Origin of the sequence: Streptomyces sp. NPDC091972 (assembly GCF_044756385.1) — a bacterium.
Lineage (GTDB): Bacteria > Actinomycetota > Actinomycetes > Streptomycetales > Streptomycetaceae > Streptomyces.
In genome coordinates this window covers 292,202-315,696 of record NZ_JBIVSV010000009.1, presented here as the reverse complement: position 1 = coordinate 315,696, position 23,495 = coordinate 292,202, and the positions used below count along the sequence as shown (strand labels likewise).

The 23,495-nt window shown below is 70.6% G+C and carries 21 protein-coding genes and 1 tRNA gene; 8 read left to right on the top strand and 14 right to left on the bottom strand.

Annotated features, from left to right (window positions below; all coding sequences use genetic code 11):
* The first annotated feature begins 138 nt into the window (after window positions 1–138).
* The 3 genes from ACIQJT_RS26870 to ACIQJT_RS26860 all read left to right on the top strand — a co-directional run bounded on the left by ACIQJT_RS26870 (window position 139) and on the right by ACIQJT_RS26860 (window position 2,261).
* Window positions 139–744 carry a dihydrofolate reductase family protein gene (locus ACIQJT_RS26870; protein ID WP_402647725.1) on the top strand — a complete coding sequence of 202 codons (606 nt, stop codon included), beginning with the start codon at window positions 139–141 and terminating at the stop codon, window positions 742–744.
* Between the two features lie 166 nt (window positions 745–910).
* Window positions 911–1,435: a carboxymuconolactone decarboxylase family protein gene (locus ACIQJT_RS26865; RefSeq protein WP_402647642.1), complete on the top strand. Its 525-nt coding sequence runs from the start codon at window positions 911–913 to the stop codon at window positions 1,433–1,435.
* Window positions 1,436–1,589: 154 nt separating this feature from the next.
* The gene (locus tag ACIQJT_RS26860; RefSeq protein ID WP_402647639.1) at window positions 1,590–2,261 is read left to right on the top strand and encodes an enoyl-CoA hydratase-related protein; all 672 of its coding nucleotides are present in this window, start codon (window positions 1,590–1,592) and stop codon (window positions 2,259–2,261) included.
* Between the two features lie 160 nt (window positions 2,262–2,421).
* Here ACIQJT_RS26860 and ACIQJT_RS26855 read toward each other — a convergent pair whose 3' ends face one another.
* Entirely contained in the window at window positions 2,422–4,140 is a 1,719-nt protein-coding gene (locus tag ACIQJT_RS26855; RefSeq protein WP_402647636.1) for an acyl-CoA dehydrogenase family protein, read from the bottom strand.
* Window positions 4,141–4,215: 75 nt separating this feature from the next.
* Window positions 4,216–4,782, bottom strand: coding sequence for a PadR family transcriptional regulator (locus ACIQJT_RS26850; protein ID WP_365464295.1), 567 nt, complete (start codon window positions 4,780–4,782; stop codon window positions 4,216–4,218).
* 356 nt (window positions 4,783–5,138) lie between these two features.
* Here ACIQJT_RS26850 and ACIQJT_RS26845 point away from each other — a divergent pair, with 356 nt between their 5' ends.
* The gene (locus ACIQJT_RS26845; protein WP_402647634.1) at window positions 5,139–5,930 is read left to right on the top strand and encodes a hypothetical protein; all 792 of its coding nucleotides are present in this window, start codon (window positions 5,139–5,141) and stop codon (window positions 5,928–5,930) included.
* On the opposite strand, the gene ACIQJT_RS26840 is transcribed toward ACIQJT_RS26845, so the two are convergent.
* The gene (locus ACIQJT_RS26840; RefSeq protein WP_402647631.1) at window positions 5,857–6,813 is read right to left on the bottom strand and encodes a helix-turn-helix domain-containing protein; all 957 of its coding nucleotides are present in this window, start codon (window positions 6,811–6,813) and stop codon (window positions 5,857–5,859) included. The genes ACIQJT_RS26845 and ACIQJT_RS26840 overlap by 74 nt on opposite strands.
* Window positions 6,810–7,763 (bottom strand): peptidoglycan-binding protein, encoded by a 954-nt coding sequence (locus ACIQJT_RS26835; RefSeq protein WP_402647628.1) that lies wholly within the window; start codon window positions 7,761–7,763, stop codon window positions 6,810–6,812. Before ACIQJT_RS26835 ends, ACIQJT_RS26840 begins: the two co-directional genes overlap by 4 nt.
* A gap of 276 nt (window positions 7,764–8,039) precedes the next feature.
* On the opposite strand from ACIQJT_RS26835, the gene ACIQJT_RS26830 reads away from it, so the two are divergent.
* Both ACIQJT_RS26830 and ACIQJT_RS26825 read left to right on the top strand, forming a co-directional pair.
* Window positions 8,040–8,486 carry a peptidoglycan-binding protein gene (locus tag ACIQJT_RS26830; RefSeq protein WP_402647625.1) on the top strand — a complete coding sequence of 149 codons (447 nt, stop codon included), beginning with the start codon at window positions 8,040–8,042 and terminating at the stop codon, window positions 8,484–8,486.
* Window positions 8,487–8,767: 281 nt separating this feature from the next.
* Window positions 8,768–10,414 carry a peptidoglycan-binding protein gene (locus ACIQJT_RS26825; protein WP_402647622.1) on the top strand — a complete coding sequence of 549 codons (1,647 nt, stop codon included), beginning with the start codon at window positions 8,768–8,770 and terminating at the stop codon, window positions 10,412–10,414.
* Window positions 10,415–10,549: 135 nt separating this feature from the next.
* Here the strand turns inward: ACIQJT_RS26825 and ACIQJT_RS26820 are convergent, their stop codons facing one another.
* From ACIQJT_RS26820 to ACIQJT_RS26810, 3 genes are all read right to left on the bottom strand, one after another.
* A complete protein-coding gene (locus ACIQJT_RS26820) occupies window positions 10,550–11,203 on the bottom strand; it encodes a class I SAM-dependent methyltransferase (protein ID WP_402647620.1) in 654 nt (217 codons plus the stop codon).
* A gap of 171 nt (window positions 11,204–11,374) precedes the next feature.
* Entirely contained in the window at window positions 11,375–12,553 is a 1,179-nt protein-coding gene (locus tag ACIQJT_RS26815; RefSeq protein ID WP_402647617.1) for a cytochrome P450, read from the bottom strand.
* A 286-nt stretch (window positions 12,554–12,839) separates the two neighbouring features.
* Complete coding sequence (locus ACIQJT_RS26810) at window positions 12,840–13,496, bottom strand: CAP domain-containing protein (RefSeq protein ID WP_402647615.1); 657 nt, start codon at window positions 13,494–13,496, stop codon at window positions 12,840–12,842.
* A 160-nt stretch (window positions 13,497–13,656) separates the two neighbouring features.
* Here ACIQJT_RS26810 and ACIQJT_RS26805 point away from each other — a divergent pair, with 160 nt between their 5' ends.
* Window positions 13,657–13,824, top strand: a complete 168-nt coding sequence (locus ACIQJT_RS26805) for a hypothetical protein (protein ID WP_402647613.1) — start codon at window positions 13,657–13,659, stop codon at window positions 13,822–13,824.
* Between the two features lie 145 nt (window positions 13,825–13,969).
* Here ACIQJT_RS26805 and ACIQJT_RS26800 read toward each other — a convergent pair whose 3' ends face one another.
* The 6 genes from ACIQJT_RS26800 to ACIQJT_RS26775 all read right to left on the bottom strand — a co-directional run bounded on the left by ACIQJT_RS26800 (window position 13,970) and on the right by ACIQJT_RS26775 (window position 19,302).
* On the bottom strand, window positions 13,970–14,107 hold the full coding sequence (locus tag ACIQJT_RS26800; protein WP_402647611.1) for a hypothetical protein: 138 nt from the start codon (window positions 14,105–14,107) through the stop codon (window positions 13,970–13,972).
* Entirely contained in the window at window positions 14,104–14,748 is a 645-nt protein-coding gene (locus ACIQJT_RS26795; protein WP_402647608.1) for a dihydrofolate reductase family protein, read from the bottom strand. The genes ACIQJT_RS26800 and ACIQJT_RS26795 overlap by 4 nt, the downstream gene beginning before the upstream one ends.
* Window positions 14,749–15,291: 543 nt before the next feature.
* Window positions 15,292–16,338: a hypothetical protein gene (locus tag ACIQJT_RS26790; RefSeq protein WP_402647605.1), complete on the bottom strand. Its 1,047-nt coding sequence runs from the start codon at window positions 16,336–16,338 to the stop codon at window positions 15,292–15,294.
* 30 nt (window positions 16,339–16,368) lie between these two features.
* Complete coding sequence (locus ACIQJT_RS26785; RefSeq protein WP_402647603.1) at window positions 16,369–18,336, bottom strand: DNA/RNA non-specific endonuclease; 1,968 nt, start codon at window positions 18,334–18,336, stop codon at window positions 16,369–16,371.
* A 352-nt stretch (window positions 18,337–18,688) separates the two neighbouring features.
* Window positions 18,689–18,874 (bottom strand): hypothetical protein, encoded by a 186-nt coding sequence (locus tag ACIQJT_RS26780; protein ID WP_365464255.1) that lies wholly within the window; start codon window positions 18,872–18,874, stop codon window positions 18,689–18,691.
* The gene (locus ACIQJT_RS26775) at window positions 18,871–19,302 is read right to left on the bottom strand and encodes a hypothetical protein (RefSeq protein WP_402647599.1); all 432 of its coding nucleotides are present in this window, start codon (window positions 19,300–19,302) and stop codon (window positions 18,871–18,873) included. The genes ACIQJT_RS26780 and ACIQJT_RS26775 overlap by 4 nt, the downstream gene beginning before the upstream one ends.
* A 595-nt stretch (window positions 19,303–19,897) precedes the next feature.
* On the opposite strand from ACIQJT_RS26775, the gene ACIQJT_RS26770 reads away from it, so the two are divergent.
* Window positions 19,898–23,263 (top strand): ALF repeat-containing protein, encoded by a 3,366-nt coding sequence (locus ACIQJT_RS26770; RefSeq protein ID WP_402647596.1) that lies wholly within the window; start codon window positions 19,898–19,900, stop codon window positions 23,261–23,263.
* A gap of 143 nt (window positions 23,264–23,406) precedes the next feature.
* Here the strand turns inward: ACIQJT_RS26770 and ACIQJT_RS26765 are convergent.
* Window positions 23,407–23,483 (bottom strand) — tRNA-Trp (locus ACIQJT_RS26765).
* Window positions 23,484–23,495 lie beyond the last annotated feature (12 nt).

Sequence of the window (23,495 nt, the reverse complement as noted above, 5' to 3'; positions counted from 1 at the left end):
CTCGCCCGGCTCACGCGGGCGCGGGGCACCGGCCTCCCGTACGACTCCCAGGTCACCGCTGCCCCTGCTTCGCCCTCCCGCCCCTCCGATGAGTTCTCGGCGGTCGTGCCGTCTACCCTCCGACGAAGGGAGCGCACCATGCGCAAGATCATTGTCTGTACGTTCCTGACACTGGACGGCGTCATGCAGGCACCGGGCGGGCCGGACGAGGACACTCAGAGCGGGTTCGAGCACGGCGGCTGGCAGAAGCCGGTGACGGACGACGAGGTGGGCGCGGCGATCGCCGGCTGGTACGAGCCCGCCGACGCGATGCTGCTCGGCCGCAAGACGTACGAGATCTTCGCGTCGTACTGGCCCACCGCCGATCCCGGCAACCCGTTCACGGAGCGGATGAACAGCATGCACAAGTACGTCGCGTCTCGGACCCTGACGTCCGTGGAGTGGCAGAACTCCACACTGCTGGAGGGCGATGTCGCCGATGCGGTACGCGCGCTCAAGACGTCCGAGGGCGGGGACATCAACGTCGTCGGCAGCGGCGACCTCGCCCAGACCCTCATGCGGCACGACCTGGTCGACGAGTACCGGCTGACCATCCATCCGGTGATCATCGGCACCGGCAAGCGGCTGTTCGCCGACGGAGCGATCCCCACCTCGCTGGAGCCGGTCAGCGTCTCGACGACCAGGAACGGCACCGTCGTCGGCGTCTACCGGCCCAACGGCAAGCCCCGGTACGACAGTTACTAGTCGCACGCCCACGGTACGTACCGACAGCTGGCCGGCACCGGCGCGGAAGCGCAAGGCTGCTCACCGAAGCCACAGCGGCAGCCGTCACCCCGGGCTCAGCGGTGTTCGACGCGGGCTGTGCGGGGATGCCGTCTGTGCAGTCCATCGCCAGGCGAACGGAGTCGACATGGAGTACCCGGACCTTTCCGCACTACCCGCGCAGCTGCGGGAGGACGTGACCGCTCGCGGTTCGCTGAACGTCTTCCGGATGCTGATGCACACCCCCGCGCTGGCACCCGGCGTGCTGGCGCTGGGGGACGCGATCCTGCAGCGGAACTCGTTGCCGGATGCCTTGCGCGAACTCGCCATCGTCCGGGTCGGCCAGGTCTACGGGGCGGCGTACGAGGTCCACCATCACGAAAACATCGCCCGTCTCGTCGGGCTCGGCGAGGAGGCGATCGCCGCCGCCGCGACCGGTGCCGCCGAGGGGCTCTCCGCGTCCGAGGCAGCCGTCCTCGCGGCCACCGACCGCCTGCTCGACCGGCACTGCCTCGACGACGGCGCGCGCAAGGAGCTCCTGGCGTTCCTCACGGTGCACCAGCTCGCCGACCTCGTCGTCACCGTCGGCTTCTACCAGCTGATCTGCGACTTCCTCAACACCTTCGAGGTGACGACGGAGGGCGAGCCGCCACCGCCGTACGGTGTCAGCTGAGGGCACGGGCGCGGCGCAGCCTCTTGCGGGTACCGGGCCGCACCCCATAAGTTACCGACCGGTAAGTCATTGGGCGGAGCACGCCTCGCCGGGGCGGCCTCCGCTCGGTGCACCACCCGCCGGTTTTCACCGCGTGCCGCCCGAAGGAGCCGCCATGCCCTCGCTCGACCGTCAGGACAACATCTTCGTCCTCGACCTCGGAGACGGTGAGAACCGCTTCCACCCCGACTGGATCACCGCCGTCGGGGCGGCGCTCGACGAGGTCGAGAAGTCCGACGGGCCCCGTGCCCTGGTCACCACCGCCACCGGCAAGTTCTACTCCAACGGGCTCGACCTGGACTGGCTGTCCGCCCACGCCGACCAGCGCCGGGACTACGTCGTCTCCGTCCACGAGCTGTTCGCGCGGCTGCTGTCCCTGCCGGTCGTCACGGTTGCCGCCCTTCAGGGGCACACCTTCGCCGCCGGCGCGATGTTCTCCCTCGCCCACGACGTCCGGGTCATGCGCGCGGACCGCGGCTACTGGTGCCTGCCCGAAGCGGACATCCACATCCCCTTCACCCCCGGCATGGCCGCGCTCATCCAGTCCCGGCTGACCCCGCAGACCGCGCACGAGGCCATGGTCACCGCCCGGCGCTACGGCGGCACCGACGCCGCGGCCGCCGGCATCGTCGACCGGGCGACCGACGTGGACGCCGTACGCTCCACCGCGATCGAGATCGCCCAGGCACAGGTGAACAAGGCCGGTGACACCCTCGGCACCATCAAGTCGCGCATGTACGGCCCGACCCTGACCACCCTGCGCGACACCGCTAACCCGCTCGGTTGAGCCGGCGCCGGCCCCTTGCGTCCGTCTCTCGGCCAGCGCCCGCCGACGCCACCCCCACGTACCGTGGCCCTCCGCGCGTCGCCCGGAAGACCACGTTACGGACGTCACGACTCCCCGAAGCCACGGCCGCCGTGGGTCGACGGGCCCCTCGTCCAGGCCCTCACGGTGCCATCTCGTACGTCCCGGACAGCGCCTCCACACGCTGCCAGACGCGGCCCGAACGCGCTTCGTCGACTACGGGGCGCCGGACGGCTCCGAGTGCCCAGCGCTGCTGGTCCGCGGTGGCGGAGTCCTTGCCGTGCAGCTCGACGGCGTAGGCGGAGAAGTCGCGGACGAGGACGGCGAACAGCTCGTCGAGCACGTCCTCGTCGAGATCCGTCAGACGGGCCTGTTCGAGGATGAGCTGACCGTGCACCACCAGCGCGAACAACTGGCCGACGGCGAGCAGCAGATCGAGGTCGCGGCTCTGCTCCTCGTCGGGGGCCGCCGTGGTGACGAACTCGCACAGGGCATCCGCCTGCTCCCGGAAGCGGGCGACGTTCGGTACGCCCGCGTATGCGTCGTAGGCGGGGCGCCAGTCGTGGAAGCGCACGGAGCCCAGACCGCGGGCCGGCCCCTGCTCGAAGAGGAACGTGTCGTCGGCCGCGTCGAGGCGGGTGGGCACGGCCGGGAACTCGGCCGGGTCCAGGAGGTGGTTGCGCATGAACTTCAGGATCAGCGCGAGGTTGACGTGCACGGTGCCCTCGAGCTTGGGCAGCCCCCGGATCTCGACGGCGGCCTGCGCGAAGTAGTTGTCCTTCTCGAAGCCCTTGGCGGCGATCACGTCCCACATGAGGTCGATGACCTTCTCGCCCTCCGTGGTCACCTTCATCTTCGTCATCGGGTTGAACAGCAGATAACGGCGATCCTCCGCGGAGGCCGAGCGGAAGTAGTCGACGGCCCGGTCGCTGAACAGCTTCATGCCGACGAGGCGGACGTACGCGTCGGTCAACTCCCGGCGCACATGCGGGAAGGCGGTGACGGGGCGGCCGTACAGGATGCGCTGGTGCGCGTGGGTAACCGCCTCGTACATCGCGTGCTCGCAGATGCCGATGGAGGCGGTGCAGAGGTTGAACTTGCCGACGTTGACGGTGTTGAGAGCGGCGTCGAAGGCGGCGCGGCCCGTGTGCAGGACGTCGTCGGGGCCCACGGGGTAGTCCTCGAGGCGGAACTCGCTGACGTACTTGGAGGAGTCGACGACGTTCTTCACGAGGTGGTACGCCGGGTGGCGGCTGTCGGCGGCGAAGAACACGTAGCCGTCCGGGCCCTCGACGTCGGTGCGCCGGCCGAATACCGAGACGAGTCCGGCCGCGTTGCCGTTGCCGATGTAGTACTTGGAACCCCTCGCCCGGAAGCCGCCGTCACCGTCCGGAGTCAGCAGCATGTCGGTGGAGTAGATGTCCGCGCCGTGGGCCTTCTCGGAGAGGCCGAAGGCGAACACCTCGCCCTGGGACAGGAGTTGTGCCGCACGGGCGCGGGCGGCGGCGTTGTCGCTCTGCCACACCGGCCCGAGACCGAGGATGGTCACCTGCCACGCGTACCAGTAGTCGAGACCGTAGAAGCCGAGGATCTCGTTGAGGGCCGCGATCCGGGCGGTGTCCCAGCGCTGGTCGTCGAGTTCCCCGGCGGACGAGGGGGTGAGGAAGGTGGCGAACAGCCTTTCCTTGGCCGCGAACGCGAGGAAGTCGCCCAGCCAGGCGCGGGAACGGTAGTCCTCGATGAGCCTGCGCTTGCCGCGGTCCTCGAACCAGTCCACGGTGGCCCGCAGCAGCCTGCGGGTCTCGGGATCGAAGTGCGCGGGGTCGTAGGTGCGCGGGTTGAACAGGAGGGAGTCGGCCATGAGGGTCCGCCTTCCGAGGGTTGAGGGTGAGGGGCCGGTGCTGAGGTCACCGATTGCGGGCGTCGGCCCGGCGGTTCAGGCGTGCGGCTGTGACGTACTGAGCCGCCGGAGGGTGGCGAGGACGTCGTCGAGCCAGGCGATCGTCATCCGCTCGTACGCGATGCCGCCGCGCAGCACGACGTGCTGCAGTTCCTGACCGGCGTCGAGCGGCGCGGGGGCCGCGGGTCCGGTGAAGTCGCGCTCCTCCCCCGCCAGATAGTGCGCGAGCCGGTCGCTGTGCACCTGACGGTGCCGTTCGACCTCACGCACCAGCACGGACGGGTCGTCGAAGGCCGCACCCCGGATCTTCACGGCGAGGTCGTGCCGCATGCTCTCGGGTTCGATCGCTTCGTGCAGCCACTCGGAGAGGGCGGCGCGGCCGGGGCCCACGACGGAGTACTCCTTCTTGTCCGGCCGGTTCTGCTGCGGCATCTCACGGACGGCGAGCAGGCCATCGCTCTCCATGCGCCTCAGAACGCGGTAGATCTGCTGGTGCGTGGCGGTCCAGAAGTACCCGATGGACCGCTCGAACCGCCGGGCCAGCTCATAGCCGGACCCCGGCTTCTCCAGCAGGGAGACAAGAATCGCGTGCTCGAGCGCCATGCCGCGATCTTTCTATGCAACGAGTTGCATAGCCAAGAGCTACCGACCAGGTGAGACGGGAGTCACTCGGGGTTGCGGGGGCCCAGCGAGAGAGTCGTCGACGCCTTCGGGAGGGCTCCGGAGGATGCGATCATCAGCAGGTCATGTTCGTTCGCCCGTGAGGTGATCTCTTGAACAAGGTGACACTGCGTCCTCACGCACTGTTGCCTCGGCAGTACGACCACCAGAAGGTTCTGGCGACCACCGTGGACGCGTGGGGTCGAGCACTCTGGCTGATCTCCCGCGACGCGGAACTTCGCCCGAGCCCGTACGGCAGGCCCCGCCCCCAACCCCGTCGCTGTCCGTACGACGCACTCTTGGTCATCGACAGCGGCGGCACGGTCCGCGAGCAGATCCTGCGGTCTCTGTGTTTGCGGGTGAACCGTCTCGACGCGCTGCCCAACGGCCGGTTCGTCGTGCAGGGCCACAGCGCCGAAGGGGGGCGGAACGCGCAGATCTACGGAACGGACGGGCGACCTCGCCGCAGTTTCGCGATGGGGAGTGCCGTCGAGTACCTGATGGCAGACCGACGGCACCATGTCTGGAGCGCCTACTTCGACGAAGGCGTCTACAGCGACCCGATCAGCGCCGCCGGCCTGGTCCGCTGGGACAGCGGCGGCAACCACCAATGGGGGTACACGTCTCCCGAGGGCGTGCAACACATCGATACGGTCTACGCCTTGAACGTCGGCGACGGTGTCGCGTGGGCCAGCTACTACCCCACGTTCCATCTGCTGGAGGTCCGGGCCAACGGTGAGACTCGCCTGCGGAGAACCCCCGTAGTCGCTCCCCGGGGCATGGCCGTGCACGGACAACAGATCACGATGTTGGGCGGCGGCCGAGAACCGGACCGCTTGCACCACTGCCGCCTGACAGAGGACGTGGCCCTGGTGGTCGAGGAAGCCCGCCTCACCCTCCCGAACGGGACACCGCTCAAGCGGTACGCGCGCCCCGTCGGGCGAGGCCGGCATCTGTACCTGCGTGGCGCGTCGCCGAGACAGTGGTACGTACTGAGCGTCGACGACGCCGCAGGTGCTACGACCCGTCCCCGCCCGACGGCGAGGACTCAGCCTCGAAGCACTCCCTCTCACCACCTGCTCCAGAGCTGAAGCAGGCTTGCACGGGTGTGTCGGGGCCGATCACGCTCATGAGGGTGTGGACGTAGGTGTCCGCCTCTTCGGGAGTGGTGACCTCGGCGCTCCGGAGTGAACCGTGCCGGCCTCCCACCCGCATCTCGACGCGGTCCTTCACGACGGCACCCCACATCCGAGCCCAGCTCGTCCCGCATTCCTGGCTGTAGCGGAGCTGGATCCAGGCACCGGTGGCGGTCTCGTGCTCGGCGAGGGTCAGGGGTTCGGCAGCGCAGCGCGTCTCGATCGGGTCCCTGTTCTCACAGGCCGTGTGCCGGCAGAGCGCCCCGGTGGCCGCGGAGGGCGTGGGGGTCGGAGCCGGCTCATCGCGGTGCGTGGGAGGAAGGTGGATGAGCACGAGCACACCGAGGGCGACGGCACAGACCGACAGGAGACCGGTGACAACGTTCGCGCGCCGGTGGCCCGTTGGGCGGACGAGCGCGTGGTCCGTACCGCCCGGGGCCGTCGCACTCGGACCTGAAACCAGGTCGTCGACCGTGTCTCGCGGGGCCCCCTCGCCGTCGGCGTGCTCCGACGGGGCAGGGGCCGGGGTGTCCGCCCCGCCTGCCGTGCCCTGTCGCACCGCTTCCCCAAGTCCCGGCCCGCTGTCCTCCGTCCGGTCCGTGCGGGCGATGTCCAGGAGTGCCAGCGCGTGGTGCGCGGGTTCGTCGGCGAGACGGCACAGCTCTTTGACCGCGCTGCGCGACGGCAGGCTCTTGCCGTTGAGGTAGCGCTCCCAGGACGACTTGCTGTAGGTGGTCGCGTGCGCGAGCTGCGCGAGACTCAGTCCGGTGCGCTGCCGCAACTCCTGGAGTACGGCGGCCAGTCGGGCCCCCGGCGGTGAGGGTGCCCCGGGTGTCATCCGCGCAGGGCCTTCCACGAGCGCGGCCCCAGCATGCCGTCGACGGTGAGACCGGCACGTTCCTGGAACGTCTTCACCGCCCGCAGGGTCAGCGGGCCGAACATGCCGTCGATGCCGCCCGGTGAGATGCCTGCCCGCCGCAGCAGACACTGCGCCTCGGCGACGTCGGCGCCGGTAGCGCCGTAGACGATCTCGGTGTTGCGGCCGTTGTTGATGCCCGCCGACCAGCGGCCCTCGACCCGTGCGATGCGGCACGTGTAGGAGGGCGGCGGGGAGGCCGCGCCGGTGCGGGGCGAAGCGGTGACCGCGGCCCGCCCGGCGTCGTCGTCAAGGCGCAGCATCAGCAGGAGCACCGCGGACAGGGCTACGGCCAAGGCGGCGACGCCTGCGGTGAGCGCGATGTGCGGGAGCCGACCGGGGGCAGCTTGCGGGGCCCGGGGCGGCACTCCTACGGCTGGTGCGGCTGCGGCTTCTGGCCCGGGACGCGGGGTCGTCGACCCGGCGGCCTGCGACTCGTGCTCCCGATCGCGCTGCCCGCCCTGCCCTTGCTCTCCACGCCCCGCCTCGTCCTGCCCCGTCCCGTCACGCCCAGTCGCCTCGCCCTGCCCCGTCTCGCCGCCCTCCGCCTCCACTCTCCGCTGCTCGTCCTGGCCCTGCGCGGCGGGCCTTCCCCGCGTCCGGCGATCGCCCCGGGCGTCGACCGCGATCTCGTGCAGCGCGAGCAGCGGGACGACGTCGGTGCCGGTGATCCGGGCCAACGCCTCCACCGCCTCCCGCGGCGGCAGCGAGGTACCGCCCAGATACCGCTCCCAAGACTTCGCGCTGTACCCGGTCTTGGCCGCGAGCTGTCGCATCGTCAGTTCGCTGTGGTCCTTCAGCCGGCGTAAGCGGGCCACCAACTGCCGTGCGCTGGGGTCGAGTTCCGCGGGCAGCGGCTTGGAGCGCGGCATGTTTCCCCCACTGCGGTCGTCAGCATGGTCGTGTGCGTGAACAGCGGTTCCCCTCCGCTGCTGCGCATTCTGCATGAGCCCGCCACATCTGTCACAGGTGTCCCGCATCACCGTCCCGCGGGACGTTGTCGTCGCAGGTCAGCACCGTGGTCGTCCCGTAAGACCGCCACTTGGGCCGCAGCCGTGGCCGCCGTGGCCGCGCGCCCTGCACCGTGGTCTCGCCACCTGCCTCGCTCGGCGTGACAGGTGCCGACCCCACGAATGAAAGAGGAACGCATGCGACCGAACGCTATGGGCAGGACCATCGCCGGTGTCATCGCCGTCGTCGGCCTCGCCGCCGGCAGTGTGGCGACCGCGGGCACCGGCTTCGCGGCGACCGCGGGCACCGCGGGGACGACGGCGGTGGCCCAGCCCGCCGCCGTGGCCGCGACGCAGAACTTCGGTCTGACCACGGCCGAGGCCAAGAACGTCCAGGAATTCCTCGCGGATTACTGGGGCTACACGGGGGCCATCGACGGTCAGCTCGGCACCAACAGCTGGAAGGCCTTCCAGCGCTGCCTCGCGACGTACTGGGGCTACACGGGCGCCATCGACGGGGACCCGGGCCCCAACACCATCAAGGCCCTCCAGCGTCTGCTGAAGGACGACTACGGCTACACGGGCGAGATCGACGGCATCGCCGGCCCGGGCACCCGGGCGGCGTTCAAGCGCTTCGCCGCCTGACCGGTTGGACCGGCCACCCACCATGATCCGCCGCCTCGGCACAAACCAGGTCCGACTGACCGTGGAACGACCGGGCTGATCGTGAAGTGACCGTCCGCGGCCCGTCCTTGCCCGGCAAGGACGGGCCGCGGATCTGTGTGCCCGCTCCCCCGCCCGGACCCGATCCGCACACCCGAAGCACCACAGCGGAGTGCCGCGAGACCCCGCTTCATCCACACGCCTCCCGCCACGCGCCCGTCCGCCCGTTCGTCCGTCCGTTCCCAGAAGGAGAACCCCGCGCCATGGGAAGACCCGCATTCGTCGTCCGTACCGAAGACAAGAACCACTCCCGACGGCCCGCGCACCACGCCGGGCCGGGTTGGCGCATTCGTGTGGGAACCTTCGCCGCCACCGCCGCGATGGTCTCCGCGGGCATCGTCCTCGGCGCCGGCCCCGCGTCCGCCGCACCGGCCCCGATCAAACTGACGTCCGCCTCCTGCCCCAGCGAGATCCTCCAGGGCCAGACCAGCGGCTGCGTCACTGAGTTGCAGAACCTGCTGAACGCGCACGGCGCCGGCCTGGTGGTGGACGGTCAGTTCGGATCGGCCACCCTGTATGCGGTCCGTGAGTACCAGGCCGCCACCGCCATCGCCGTGGACGGGCGAGTGGGTCCCGCGACGAAGACCAAGCTGTACGCGACCGGTGGTTCGGCGCCCGCCCCCGTCAATCTCAACTCCTCCTCCTGCCCCGCGAACATCGTCCAGGGCGCCAAGGGCGGCTGTGTCACGGAGCTGCAGCGGCTGCTCAACCACCACGGGTACGCCGTCGACGTGGACGGCGATTTCGGCGCCGGTACCGCGAGTGCCGTCCGCAGCTTCCAGTCCGCCCACGGCCTCACGGCCGACGGACAGGTCGGCACCAACACCAAGCGGGCGCTGTACGACACCGACGAGTCACCGTCGACGGGCCTGGACTTGCGGTCGGCGTCGTGCCCGGAGAACATCGTCGAGGGGCAGAGCGGCGGTTGCGTCGCCACACTGCAGTCCCTGCTGAACGGCAAGGGGCAGAGCCTCGCCGTCGACGGCAGCTTCGGCCCGCAGACGCTGGCGGCCGTGAAGGCGTTCCAGTCCGCGAGCGGCCTCACCGCCGACGGCCAGGTCGGCCCGAACACCAAGGCCGCCCTGTACTCCAACATCGGCGGCGGCGGCGGCAACGGCGCCCCCGCGCCCATCAACCTGAACTCCGCCTCCTGCCCGAACGAAATCGTGCAGGGCCAGCGCAGTGGTTGTGTCACCGAGTTGCAGAGCCTGCTCAACCACCACGGTGCCGATCTCGCCGTGGACGGTGACTTCGGTCCTCTCACCGACAGCGCCGTCAGGGACTTCCAGGCCGAGAAGGGCCTCTCGGTCGACGGCCACGTGGGGCCGAACACCAAGGCCGCCCTGTACGGCGCGGTCACACCGCCCTCGTCGCCCCCGCCCGGCGGTGGTTACGCCAAGATCCTCGACGTGGCGGCGGCCGAGGTCGGCACGGTCGAGGGCAGCGCCCGCGCGAACAGCTACGGCTCGTCCGTGGGCCTTTCGCTGTCCACCAGCAACTACGCCTGGTGCGCGACCTTCGTGAGCTGGGTGGCCAAGCAGACCGGAGCCAGCTCCTACCGCAACTCCTACGTCTCGGGCTGGGTCAAGCAGGCGCGGGCCGGCAACTACCACCTCTCCGTGACGACCAGCCCGCAGCCCGGTGACATCGTCGCCTTCGACTGGGACGGCGGCAGTGACTTCACCGGCGGCAACGAGCACATAGGCATCGTCCGGACGGTGTCCGGCGGCTCGTCCTTCACCACCGTCGAGGGCAACACCAGCAACCCCAACGGCGGCAGCGACGGCGTCTACGTCAAGTCCCGCTCCACGAACAGCGGTTACGACGTGGTCTTCATCCGCGTCCGCTGATCCGGTCGGCCGGGGTCCTCACCGGACCGGGCTCACCTACGGTGGCCTGCCCAGGACTCCGGCACCGGCGCACACCGCGCGCTCGACCGTTGACCGCGCCATGAGGCCGCAACTGCCCTTGGTTCAGCCAAGTGTTCAGCGCTCCGTCCGGCGGGCCAGCAGGACCGAGTCCTCGGCCTCGACCGGCCCGGTGTCCCGGTTGAGCGTTCGCGTGCGCTGCTCCACGACGACGGGCTCGAAGCCGTCCGGCAGTCCGGGCAGGAGCTCCGCTGCCAGGAACATCGCCTTGCGGTGGCTCTCGGAGAGGTGCGTGAACTCGTGGGACGGCGCGTGTCCGACCACCAGGAGCAGCCCTCCGGGGGCGACGGCACCGGCGAGGCGGCGGGTCACATCGACCATGCCGCCGTCCGGGGCGTGCAGATAGTGGCTGGTGACCAGGTCGAACGAGCGGTCGTCGGCAGCGAAGGTCCTCGCGTCCACCTGCCACCAGTCGACGCGGTCGGCCACACCTGCCTGCTCGGCGTGACGTGCGGCGCGGGCCAGACCCTCGGCCGAGAAGTCGGCACCGGTCACGCGCCAGCCCTGCTCGGCCAGCCAGACCACGTCACCCCCCTCGCCGCAGCCGACGTCCAGCGCCGTGCCCGGGATCAGCTCCCCGGCGGCGGCGACGAGCTGCGGATTGGGCTCTCCGCTCCAGAACCGCTCCTGACCGGCGTACCGCTCGTCCCAGGCCGCCGGCTCGAACATCTCCGTGGCCGCCTGTTCGCCGTGCTGGTGGTGTCCTGACACCGGATGCCTCCCGTTGCTCGTGGTGCTGTGCCGCGCCGTCCCCATGGGGCGCGTTGTCGATGGTGCGCGGAACGGCACCGATCCGCACGAAAAGTTGCCGGACCGGCAAACAGACCGGCGAACGGACCTCGGCCGACGGCGGGGACAGCGGGCATCCCACGGGATTTCGCGCTAGACGATGACGGGAAGTGCCGAGAGCCCGCGCATGAGACGAGTGCGCCGCCAGGCCAGTCGATCAGACGGTACGGCGAGCCGGATGCCGGGGAACCGGGTCAGTACCGCTCGCAGGACGATCTCCGCCTCGGCCCTGGCCAGGGATGCGCCGACACAGCGGTGGATGCCGTGGCCGAAGCCGAGATGTCCGGTGGCGTCTCGGTCCAGGTCGAGAAGGTCCGGTGACGGGAAGCGCACGGGGTCACGGTTGGCCGCGCCCAGCGCGACCAGGAGCGGCGTCCCGGCCGGGATGTCGACACCGCCGAGCGTGACCGCCTCGGTCGTGAACCGGAAGGTGGCCGTACTGACCGGGGAGTCGAACCGGAGCAACTCGTCCAGCGCGGCCGGGATGTCATCAGGATTCTCGCGGAGGCGATCCAGCTCGGCGGGGTGCCGCAACAGCGCGAGGGCGGCGTTGCCGAGGAAGTTGGTGGTGGTCTCGTGCCCGGCGACGAGCAACAGGACCGCCAGGGAGACCAGTTCCTCCTCGCTGAGGGACTCTGCTCCGTCCCGGGCCGCGATGAGGTGGTCGAGGAGACTGTCACCGGGGTCAAGGCGCTTGGCGGCGACGAGACCCGCCATGCGGTCGGCCAGAGCATGCGAGGCAGCGTCGATGACATCGGGTCTTCCCGCCGCGAACAGTTCGCCGGACCAGCGCTGTACGTCGGGCCGGTCCTGCCGCGGTACGCCGAGCAGTTCGCAGATCACGATGACCGGCAGTGGCACGGCCAGGGCGGCCACGAAGTCGAACCGCTCGCCGACGGGCCAGCGGTCCAGCATCTCTTCGGTGATGTGCGCGATGAACGGACGCAGCCGGGCAACGGCCCCGGTCGTGAAGGCCTTGGTCACCAGCTTGCGCAGCCTGGTGTGCCGGGGCGGATCGCTGGCCAGCATGGTGTGCGCGACCGCGGGGTGCAGGCGACGCCGGGACTCCTTGCCCGCGAAGAAGGCGGCCGTGTCCTTGGAGAGCCGCGGGTCGCCGAGGGCTTGCCTGGCCTCCGCGTAGCCGGTGACGAGGTAGCCGGGGCGCCCGTCCGACTCCGCGGGCATCGGCTGCACAGGACACCGGGACCGCATGGCCGCCAAGGCGGGATAGGGGTCCTGGAGGAAGCGCGGGTCCTGAGTCGGATCGGTCATGCATTCAGACTCCAACGGTCCCTGCCGCGTCGTCCACGACACACCCGACACGGCCGGCGTGAGCGTCAGTTGTGTTGGCTGTGCCACGGCAAGCGGGGCAACGACGAGTGGGGATGCGCGTGCCCCGCTCCTCAGCGTGGGGCGCTGGCAGGACGAGCGGGAGGACCTTCGCTGGCCTTCGCCCAGGGGCCCTCCGGCACGCGGCCAGGGCCGGTCGAGGACGCGCCCTGCATCGCCTGGAGGTGAGAGGCCCTCGTCTGACGCAGCCGCGGGCTCGTCGTCGGTCTCAGCCGCCGGAGGCGAGGTCCGCCGTCCACCAAGGCCCGCGGGCGCCCGTGGCGACACCTACGCCTGCGTGGGTGTACCGGCAGGCCAGCAGGATCTCGCGGTGGGGCCCGCTGTCCCTCCACAGTGCGACGACCGCGCTCGGCGACGCGGCTCCGGACGCGATGGTCTCGCCGCTGGCAGTGGCGCGGTAGCCGGCGGCGCGGAGGCGGTCGGCCGGGCTGGAACCGTCGGATCCGGTGTGGCTCAGGCGAGCGTGGCGGGCCATGTCGTCGCTGTGCCGCTGAGCGGCCCGGCTGAGCGCGGTCCGCAGACGCAGCGGCGCGCAACCCACGGCGGAACGAGTCCGGTTGATCCGGTTGACCACTTCCTGGGCCGCCGACGAGGGAGCGGCCCCGGAAGCGGCGGAGCCCGACGCGGGCTCGGCGCCGTCCTCGGACAGGGCGGAGGTCTGCCAGTACGCGGAGTCGGGTCCCGGCCACTGCGGAGGGCCCGGTGCCTGCCACTGCGCGGGGCCGGGTGGTGACCAGGCAGGGGGCGGGTAGGAGGACGGGCCGGGAAAGGGCGACGGATCGGCCCACGCGGGTGCGGCATCGGTCGGCAGAAATGGCAGGAAAACCAGGGTCGCGAATATTGTCCAAACTCTCGCTTTGATCATCCTTCTTTTCTTTCCCTCATATTTTCGGGTGTTGAACTCGTGCGCTCCGTGCCACTTCGAGGGATATCGGCACTTCCCATCTGTTGGCCCAGGTCGCGGCAGATGAGGTGAAACACCGAACCCTCTCCTCCACGCAGATCCATATTCTCGGGGAGTTTCCATGTCCTTGCAGGTCCGCCGTTTCGCGGTCGCCGCCGTCGCCGTGCAGGCCGTACCGGCCGGTGGGTCGGCCACCGTGGCCTCCGCTCCCACGCAGTCGGCGCAGGCCACGGCCTCCCCCGGGCTCGGCGGCCCGACCCGGCGCGGACGGTTTCCACGGCGGCCGTGAGCGGCTACTGCACTTTGGGCCGTTCGAGTTCCCGCGCCACGGCAGCGTCTCCGGCGCCTTCGCCTGGGGCCTGCGGGACTGGCAGCGCCGGAACCACCTGAGGGGAGCCGTCTCGGACGGCTCCCTCACGCTGTTGACGGCCCGCTCACCGCTTCAGCGTCGCCGCGCTGGTGGCGAGCACGGCGATCACGCAGCCCAGGATCAGCAGTGCGTCCCGCACGAACAGCCAGGTGACGCCGGTATGGGCGGCAGCGTCTCCGGCGGCCTGAACGGCGTACGTCACTTTCGCCAGAACAGGTGGTGCGTCACGCCGCTCGGGCTGGGCACGACCTCCAGGTGGAACCGGTCGCGCAGTTCGTCGGGGGATTCCCAGAGTCTCAGTCCGGACCCGAGCTTCACCGGTGAGACGGCCACATGCATGGTGTCGACGAGGTCGGCCGCAAGGAACTCCCGGATGGTGGTGACCCCGCCGCCGAGCCGGACGTCCTTGCCCTGGGCCGCTTCCCGCGCTCGTCCGAGGACCGAGGCCGGGTCGCCGTCGACGAAGTGGAACTCGGTGTCGGAGAGCGTGAACGACGGACGCTTGTGGTGGGTCATGACGAACACCGGCGTGTGGAAGGGAGGCTCCTGCCCCCACCAACCGCGCCAGTCATGGTCCTGCCAGGGCCCGCGCTGGGGACCGAACTTGTTGCGGCCCATGATCTCGGCACCGATGTTGCGCGCGAAGTCCCGCGTGAAGTAGTCGTCGAGACCCCGGCTACCCCCGGGGTCGGTGCGCATGGGCCAGCTCGCCGTGGCTCCGGCCCAGCTGAACAGCTTCTCCGGGTGGTCGTAGCCGAATGGCCGCTCAAGGCTCTGGTGCTCACCGGCACCGATTCCGTCACTCGAGACGTTGAAGTTCATGACTCTCAGAAGTTGCTTCACATCATGACGTCGAACGGGACGTGACCGGATCGACAGCGGCCCTCGACTTTTTTCCAAGGCGTGTCAGGGAGCGGCCCCGGCGGCGGTGTGACCTTGCCGGACGTGCACGGCATCGAGGTGACCGGGTGACCGACGCCGCCTCCCACATGCGTCGCAACCGGCAGCGCCGTCCCGCCGGACTGCCCGCCCTCTGACGGATGCCGAAACGCCGCTCGGCAACGGCCTCGGAGCCCGTGCCATCGCTGATGTCGGGACGCCTCGGCCACGCACAACGAGGCGGTTCCGGGCAGACCGAGGGCTGCCGCGAGCATCCAGCGACGAGTGAGCCCGGGGCTGTCACGACGCGTTCGATCAGGGCCTGGAGCAGTCCGCCGAGGATCACGACGACGGCCCCGATCGCGAGCGGGCCCCGTCCGAGAGGTGGGCCGGCAATCGACAAGTACCCGCGTCCCTGCGGACACGCCCGACGGCCCACCGGAAGGAGACTGAGGCCGCGCGCCGTCTCGTCGCCCAGGGGCGCAGTCCCCGCGCGGAGTCCGACGCCTACTGGATCAGTTCGAGGTGCGGATGGTCCGCGGACACCGGGCACACGTAGAGTTGCAGGTCGTAGCCCCGGGCCAGGTCGAGCATGGTGAAGTTCGCCGGAGGGGTTCCGGGCAGGAGCGGTGTGGGGTCGGTCTGCTCCTCCTCGGGCGCCCAGCTCTCGGTGCCGTCGTTCCATTCGGTCGAGGCGATCGTCAGGAGCGGGTCCATATCGGTGCCGCATGCGGGGCAGAGCCGGGGCATGGGGTCCGTGAGGCCCCAGCGGCTCCAGCCTCCGGTCTTCCAGCCCGGGGAGACGGACAGCATGTCCATGTAGAGCTCCTCCGGGGCGACCTCGTAGGAGCTGTCGAGCGCGGGTCCGGCCGCCTGCCACCGGCTCCAGTCACCCAGCTGCTCCTGCAACTCCTTGTCCAGCTCCAGGTAGCTGGGGTACTCCGTGATCTGCTCCGGCGTGAACAGACACGGCTCCGGCAGGTAACCGGGGAACTGGACCACGGGCGGCTCGGGCGGTGTGCCCAGTACGTCGGTGACCTCGGCGGCGGATCGCCAGAACAGCGCGGTCCTGGGGTGTGCCGGGTGGTCGAAGGGGCACCACAGGACCTGGAGCAGGTCTGCTCGGGACTGGCCGGGCGGGCTCAGCAGGGGAATGTCGCGGGCGTAGAGCTGTGCGACGGGCAGCATGGGGATCGGAACCTCGGGCCAAGGGCGGCCGGCCATGAGCCGCTCCTCCGCCGCCAGTTCCTCGGGTGTGGCCCAGGGCCCCTCGGGGTCGCGGCGCCGCCGGCTCTCCGCCGCGGCCCGGTTGCGGCGCCACAGCCGTACGTCCTCCGGGGAGAGGGGTGCGTTCACCCGGTCCCACGTGTGCGGGCCCTCGCAGTGCGGCCACGGCTCGTCGGCGGGCCACAGCAGCGGCCCGCCGACGGAACTGTCGTGCGCTGACGGAGACCCGGGAAGGGGGTGCAGCCGGGTCGCCGGACGTGCCAGGGGAGCCAGTCGAGGGAAGAGCGCGGCGACGTCGAACGGCCGCGGCGGGGTGGTGCGACTCATACTGGCTCCCGTAGCGCGAACTGACCGAGATCAGTTTCCGAGGTTCAGCAGCCCGGTGTCTGCCTGGGTGTTGGGCACGTAGACGTTGGGGAACAGCTCTTCCGTCGTCCCGTTCTCCCGTTGGATGTTAGCGCTCATCGTGACCCCCACCGGAATGGTGCTGGTTGCATCCCGGAAGACCGGATTGACCTGGTAGAAGATCGCGTCGTTCGGTCCGAAGGAGTCCAACGCCACCGTCTTCTGCGCCTCGTACTCGTACGTCCGCATGCTGGGCGTACCGGTGTTCATCCCCACCTGCCAGCAGGGGACGAGGTTGTTCTGGCCGCCGTCGCGGATCCTGCCGGGTCCCCCGAGGATGTTGGCGATCAGGTGGCAGCGGGCCTGCGCGAGCACGGGCGGATTCGCCTGGGCGAACAACTGCGCGTCCTGCCAGCCGGTGATGTCTCCCGTGGCGTCCTTCCCCTTGCCGAGGGTCTTGCCGAGGCAGGCCTGTGCCAGGGCCGGCCGGGTTCCGGGCGGGCCGAGCGGGGTGGTGGTCTTGTTGACGTGGGCGACCGCTTCGGTGGTGTTCCTGATCCAACCGGCACCGGAGGGAAGCGCGCCGGTCGGCCAGTTCGACAGGCAGGGCGCCTGCGGGACGGCGTCCGGCGTGGTGAGCTCCAGCTTGAACTGATCGGCGTCGATCACCCGCTGGTCCTCGAAGCCCCGGGTGAGCTCGCCGTCGGCGAACTGCTTGTCGGCCGCGGGCACATGGGCGCGCACACAGGGCGAGCCGAAGTCCGTGTCACGGCTGTCACCGAGCACATAGGTGTCCCATCCGCCGCTGCTGGCGTTGGGGATGACCTCGACGCACTGCGCGCCGTCGATCCCTCCCTCCCTGACCTCCGCGAAGGGGAACCCGGCGCAGGTGTCGGTTTCGACGAGGTCCGTGTTGGCCTGGAAGCTGCCGCAGGTGCGGGCCGTACGGTCGGCCGCACCGCTCCTGTCTCTGGTCAGCAGCTTGTTCTGGCCCCAGCCGTCGGCGAGTTTCTGCTGCGCCCACTGGTAGGCGGCCACCGCGCCACCCGGGTCCGAACCCTGTGCGCTCATCCGCACGACGGGCGTGACCGTGGGGACGACGCAGCCCGGCGACGCGGTGGTCGAGGTCGTGACGTCCCGGACGGCGTCGTCGCAGCGGATCTTGCGGGGGTTGTCCCAGGAGGCGTTGGGGTCGACGGCCGTGGCGCCCGGGGAAGTGACGTACAGCTTGTACGAGGTGGTGAACTGCACGTTCGTGTTCGGGGCGGGGGCCGAGGAGTAGGCGACGGTGCCGGTGAGGGACTGACCGAGCGTCAGGTCGCCGCCGTACCAGGGCGCGCTCTTCGTCGTCGTGCAGCCGCTTCCGCAGGAGGCCCTGAACTTGGCGTTGAGAGCGGTGACATCGCCGCTCGCGCCGGTCATGGTGACCGTGACCTGCTCGTCCCACTTGGTGCCCTTGGCGGGCAGGGTCGCGCTGGTCGACACAGTCAGGGTGCCGCGTCCGATCTCCTTGCCGTTGCTGTCCCGCAGGACGTAGAGGACGTTCACGCCGCTGACGCAGTAGGCGAAGCGCTTGTAGGAGTAGCTGCCGGGGGTGGTGATGTCACAACTGGCGGAGTCGGCGGCCGCGAGCGAGGTGAGGCTCTGCTGCTGTGCCGCCGTGTGCTTGGCCGGGACAGGGCTCGTGCTCACGCATGCCTCGGCAGCCCCCGCCCGGCGTTCCTTCGAGCCCGCCCGGGTCGGCTCGCAGCGCTCTCCGGTCTTCGCCGGGAGGGCGCTGGTCGTGGCGGGGGGCGTGGTCGCCGGTGTCTGCGACGCCTTGTGGCTGCCCGTCTGCCGCGAGGTTTCCTGGGCCCCTTGCTGCGCATGGCTCACGCCGGTCGACACGCCCAGGGTCACCGCGGTCAGCAGGGCCAGGAGGGCCGATCGGGCTCGTCTTCGTCCGGGCCGTTCGGCTCGTATCGCATGCATGGTCGTCATACCTCTTTTCTTGGCTGGGGGACGGCGCAGCGGGGCTCCGGGCGGCGGCCGACTGCCCTGATCCGGGGGGACGTTGGGGACACCGGGGGTGGCTTGAGTGTTCGCACGTGACGAGGTCACCGGCGGCCCGGCCGCGCGCGTTCACGCACGAACCGTCGACAGCAAGGCCGCTGTCGGCACGACCGGCGGGGCACTGGTTCCGACGCCCCGCCGGGCCACTTCGGCGCCGACGCCTGCTGCGCCCAGCGGGAACCAGCCGTCGCCGGCCCCGGAGGAGGCACGGGTCACCTGGCCGCGTGACCGAGTTCCGTCCCGGCGGCGGGCAGGCAGCCGGTTCCCGGCTGGTATCTGGTCACGGCGGCGACGGCGCCGCGCCCGCGGTCACGTCGGACAGCGGCAGGGCGTACCGGGTGCCGTACTTGGACGGCCCGTCCGGCAGACCGACGTACAGGCGGGTGCCGGTGCAGTGGAGGCTGCTGCCCGCGACCAGGGCCGCGGCCGGCTCGGAACGGCGAAGGCGGCTGCCCGGTCTGCTCACTTGGTGCTCCTGATCTCCAGGAGCGTGAATTCACGACCCTGTTCGTCCGTGCTCTCACCCACCGGCGTCCAGGCGTTCTTGGCGATGTCGTACGTCGTCTCCTCGGCGCCGACCGTCATGTCGACCTCGGTCACGTAGTCGTTGCCGCGGATGAGGTAGACCGACGGCAGCTCCAGGGTCAGCCAACCCGAAGTGCCCTTGACGTCGAAGCAGACCTTGCTCCTGTCGCGCGCCTGGACCTCCAACTGGCCGGTTCCGCTGGCGCATTCGGCAAGCGTGATGTGGCCGTCGCCCCGCTTGAGCAGGATGTTCTTCTCGGCCAGGATCTTGTCCGCCTGCGGGTAGTCGAAGGTCTCGACCGCGTAACCCGGGGCGCTGTCCGCGACGGTCGCGGCGGCGCCGGCCTCGGCGTGGGTTCCTCCGGGCACACCGACCGCGAGGGCCGTCCACGCCAGGGCGCCGACGGCTGCCGCGCCCAGAGCGCGGGTCGGAATTCTTCCACGCCGTGCCCACCCCGAAAAGGGGCGCGAATTCACCGTGAATGTGATGCGCGACTTCATCACTTTCCTCAAATCGTCGCTTCCTGAAAGAAGTCCGTAACCTGGTGCAAGGCAGGCGTGAAGGAACCGTCTTTCCCCCGTTCAAAAAGCGCCCCGAGGCCCGGGGGTCGCTTTGCCACCCACATGCCATCTCGCTCACCCCTGGCTTGTCCACTCCGCCAACAGCCATAAAACGGACGACAGTTGACGGTCTTTTGTGACCCTCGCCACACTCAAGGGAGGGTTGTACGGACTCCCATAAAGAAACGGTAACGAAGTCGCGCGCGTTTCTTCTGTGCGGATTGAATTCACGGCGCCAAAATTGATTGCTCACTGCATCCGCGTTGGTATGGTCACGTCTGTGCGCAGGCAACGCATACGTCTCACCGGTGCCACACATGACTGCCCGGCCATGCGGGGGAAGCCTGCCGTGTCAGTGATCGCCGATCTGCCGCGACGGCAGAAACCACGAGGAAAACTTCCTATGCAGACGATTTTCTGGAGTCGCAGACGGCTCCTCGGTTCGCTCGCCGCCGTCACGGCTGCCGCCACAGCACCTTTGGCGTGGACGCCCGTGGCCCGAGCCGCCGACGCCACGACACCCGATCCGCTCACCCTCCCCGACACCGACCGGGCCAAGGTGGTCAAGGCCTGGATGACCGGCGGCCGGGCCACCAAGGCGGCAGCGGCCGACGCCCTGTTCGGAACCGACGCGGACGTCCAGGCCTTCCTCACCCAGACCCTGCCGACGGTGACCACCGAGGACAACCGCGTCGCGATCGCCAGCTTCCTCTCCCGCTCCGGAAAGGGCCTGCGCCGCGAGGCCGTCGCCGCTCTCGACAGCGGCGACAGTGCCATCTCGGCCTTCCTCCAGGGCGGTTACGAGTCGGCGCTCATTGAAGACCTCCAGGTGGCGACCGCCATCATCTCGGCCACCGGCGGAAAGGCGGTCCAGCGCAAGGCGTCCGCCGCCCTGGACACGGGCACGCGTGCGGCGCTGGAGACCTTCCTGACGGAGGGTCAGTACAGCGCCCGCCTGGAGGACTCGCAGCTCCAGGTCGCCGCCATGCTGGTCAACGCCGGGCCGGAGGTGCAGAAGTACGCCAACCGGGCCCTGAACGGCTCCGCGACGGACATCCAGTGGTTCCTCGACACCGGCCAGCACATCGCCCGCGCGCGCGACCAGGAGTCGGCGACCATCGAGGAACTCGTCGCGGTCGTCGACCGGGAGGGCAAGCGCGCCCAGGCGGAGACCGACCTGGCCATCGAGGCGTCCGAGCGGGCCCAGGCCGCCGCGGCCGAGGCGAAGAAGGCCGCCGAGAAGGCCGCCGCCGAGGCCGAGGCCGCCAAGGAGGACGTGCAGAAGTCCGCGGCCGCCGCCCGCAAGGCCGCCAGTGCCGCCTCGGGTGCCGCGAACGCCGCCCGGATCGCCATCAACGCCTCCAACGCCGCGGTGAACGCCTCCCGTCGCGCCTCCTGGGCGGCCACCGCCGCCTCCCAGGCCGCGTCCGCCGCCGGCGGCGCCGCGTCCCGGGCCTACAACGCCGCCATCGCGGCCTCCAAGGACGCCGGCAAGACCGAGGCGGCCAAGAACGCCGCGGTCGCCGCCCGCAACTCCGCCGCGAAGGCCCGCTCTGCGGCCAAGGCCGCCGACTACGCACGCGCCGCCTGCGCGCAGTCCGTGAGCGCCAGCGCCTCGGCCGCCTCCGCGGCCCGCAACTCCGCCGCCGCGGCCGCCGCCTCCGCCCAGGCCGCGGCCGCGTCCGGCGTCGCCCAGTCGCAGGCCGCCGAGGCCAAGCGCCAGGCCGCCATCGCCTCCGCCGCCGCCAACCGCGCCACGAACGCCGCCTCCACCGCCCAGGCCCTCGCCAACACGGCGGCCAAGGCGGCGAGCGACGCACGGGATGCCGCCAACTCTGCAGCCGCACACGCCGAGAAGGCGGCCGACGCCGTCGACGAAGCCGTGGCGAACGCGGGCAAGGCCATCGACTTCGCGAACAAGTCCACCGCCCACGCCGCCGAGGCCGTCAAGGCCGCCGACACCGCCACCAAGGCCGTCACAGACGCCATCGCCGTCGCCAAGGCGGCACGGGAGGCGGAACTCGCGCGTCTGGAACAGGAACGCCTCCAGGGCCTGGACGAGGCCCGGCTGCTGGCCGAGATCGAGGCGCGGGAGCTGGCCGAGTACGCGAACAAGCGGGCCCAGGAGGCCCAGACCGACCAAGCGATCAAGGACCTGATCAGCGCGGCCGAGAAGGCCCTGTTCACCGACGGCGACCTGTCCCTCGCCGCCACCCTGGGCCGTAAGGCCGCCACCGCGCTGCTGGAGGCCAAGGGCGCCTGGACCCGCGAGGCCGCCCAGTTCGCGCTGTCCGGCAGCGACGACGACGTCTTCTCCTGGATCGACCTCGACCGGGCCGTCGCCCAGGGTCAGGACGACCGGGAGACCGTCCTCTACATCGCCCAGGTCTCCAACCCGACCATCGCCAAGGCCGCGGTGGCCGCGTTGGAGAGCAACAGCGCCACGGCCATCGGGGACTTCCTGACCTCCGGGGTGATCCGGGCCTCGCAGGACGACAACCGGGTGCAGATCGGCCGGATCCTCGACCAGAAGCCCGGCAGGGCCGTCACCCAGGCGGCCAACGAGGCGCTCGACAAGAACACCCCGGAGGCGTTGCAGGACTTCTTCGACCGCACCTACCCCGCGGCCGTACGGGAGGACGACGCCGTCGAGACCGCCACCTCGGTGGCCAACGGCGGCGAGTACACCAAGGCCTACGGGGACGTCGCCCTGGAGGGGCCGACGTGGATGCGCCGGAACTTCGTGCAGGTCGTGCAGTACGCCGCGGCGCAGCTCGACCACGACGCCGCCACCCATGTCGCCGCGATCCAGGGGGCGATCGCCGCCGCGGCCAAGACCGCCTACACCGCGCAGCAGACCGCGGCCCTGGCGTCACAGGTGGCGGCGACCGCCCGCAACGCCGCCGCCGAGGCCCAGGACTGGGCGGACAAGGCCATCGCCGCGGGCACGAAGGCCGGCCAGTACTCCGACCAGGCCCGGCAGAACGCCGACGCGGCGGACAAGTCGGCCGCCGCCGCACAGGCCTCGGCGAACAGGGCCTCGGCCGCCGCCTCGACGGCGCGCACCGCCTCCCGCTCGGCCAACTACTCCGCGAACAAGGCGATCGACGCGGCCCGTTCGGCCCTGGCCTCCGCCTACAGCGCCCAGCAGTCCGCGGCCAGCGCACGCCAGTCGGAGCTCGCGGCGGGCCGGGACGCGGCCACAGCGGCCGCGGCGGCGAACCAGGCACGCGCCATCGTCATCCAGAAGCGCCAGGCGGAGGCCCGCGAAGCCGCCCGTCAGGCTGCCGAGAAGGCGGAGCAGGACCGGAACAACGGCCACAACCCGGCCGACAACGGCACCAATGACGAGGTCAACCAGAACGGCAGCGGCGGCGACAACGACGCGTGGTACTCGGACGCCGGCTGGTGGGCCGACGCGTTCAGCTACGTCAGCGTCGGCGCGGGTCTCATCTCCGCCGGCCTGGGGGTGGCCAGCCTCGTCTTCCCCCCGTTCGCCGTGGTCGGTGTCCCGGCCGCAGCGATCTTCGGCGGCATCGCGATGGGGGCCGGCGCGCTGAGCACGCTGTTCACCGGCATCGAACACGGCTTCACCAGCAGCGAGTTCATGTGGGCGGCGGCCGGTACCGCGTTGAGCCTGGTCACCTACGGGCAGTCCAAGTGGATCACCCCGGTCGCCAAGCGGGTGGCTCCGGTGGTGAAGGAGGTCGCCGAGGAAGGAAAGGAACTGGTCTCCTCGATCACCAGCGGCCTCTCCTCGATGTTCTGACCTCCGCACCGCTCACGGCGGCAGAGGGGCGGCACCGCTGAGCGGTGCCACCCCGGTCACCCGAAACAGACGCGAGCCTCGGTCGACGGCCGGCCGACCGGGCACGGAGCAACAGCCCGATCGGCACGGCTCACATGGAGGGGTGGCAGGGGTGGCAGGAGTCGAACCTGCGGCATCCGGTTTTGGAGACCGGCGCTCTGGCCGTCTGAGCTACACCCCTTTGTCTGCGGAC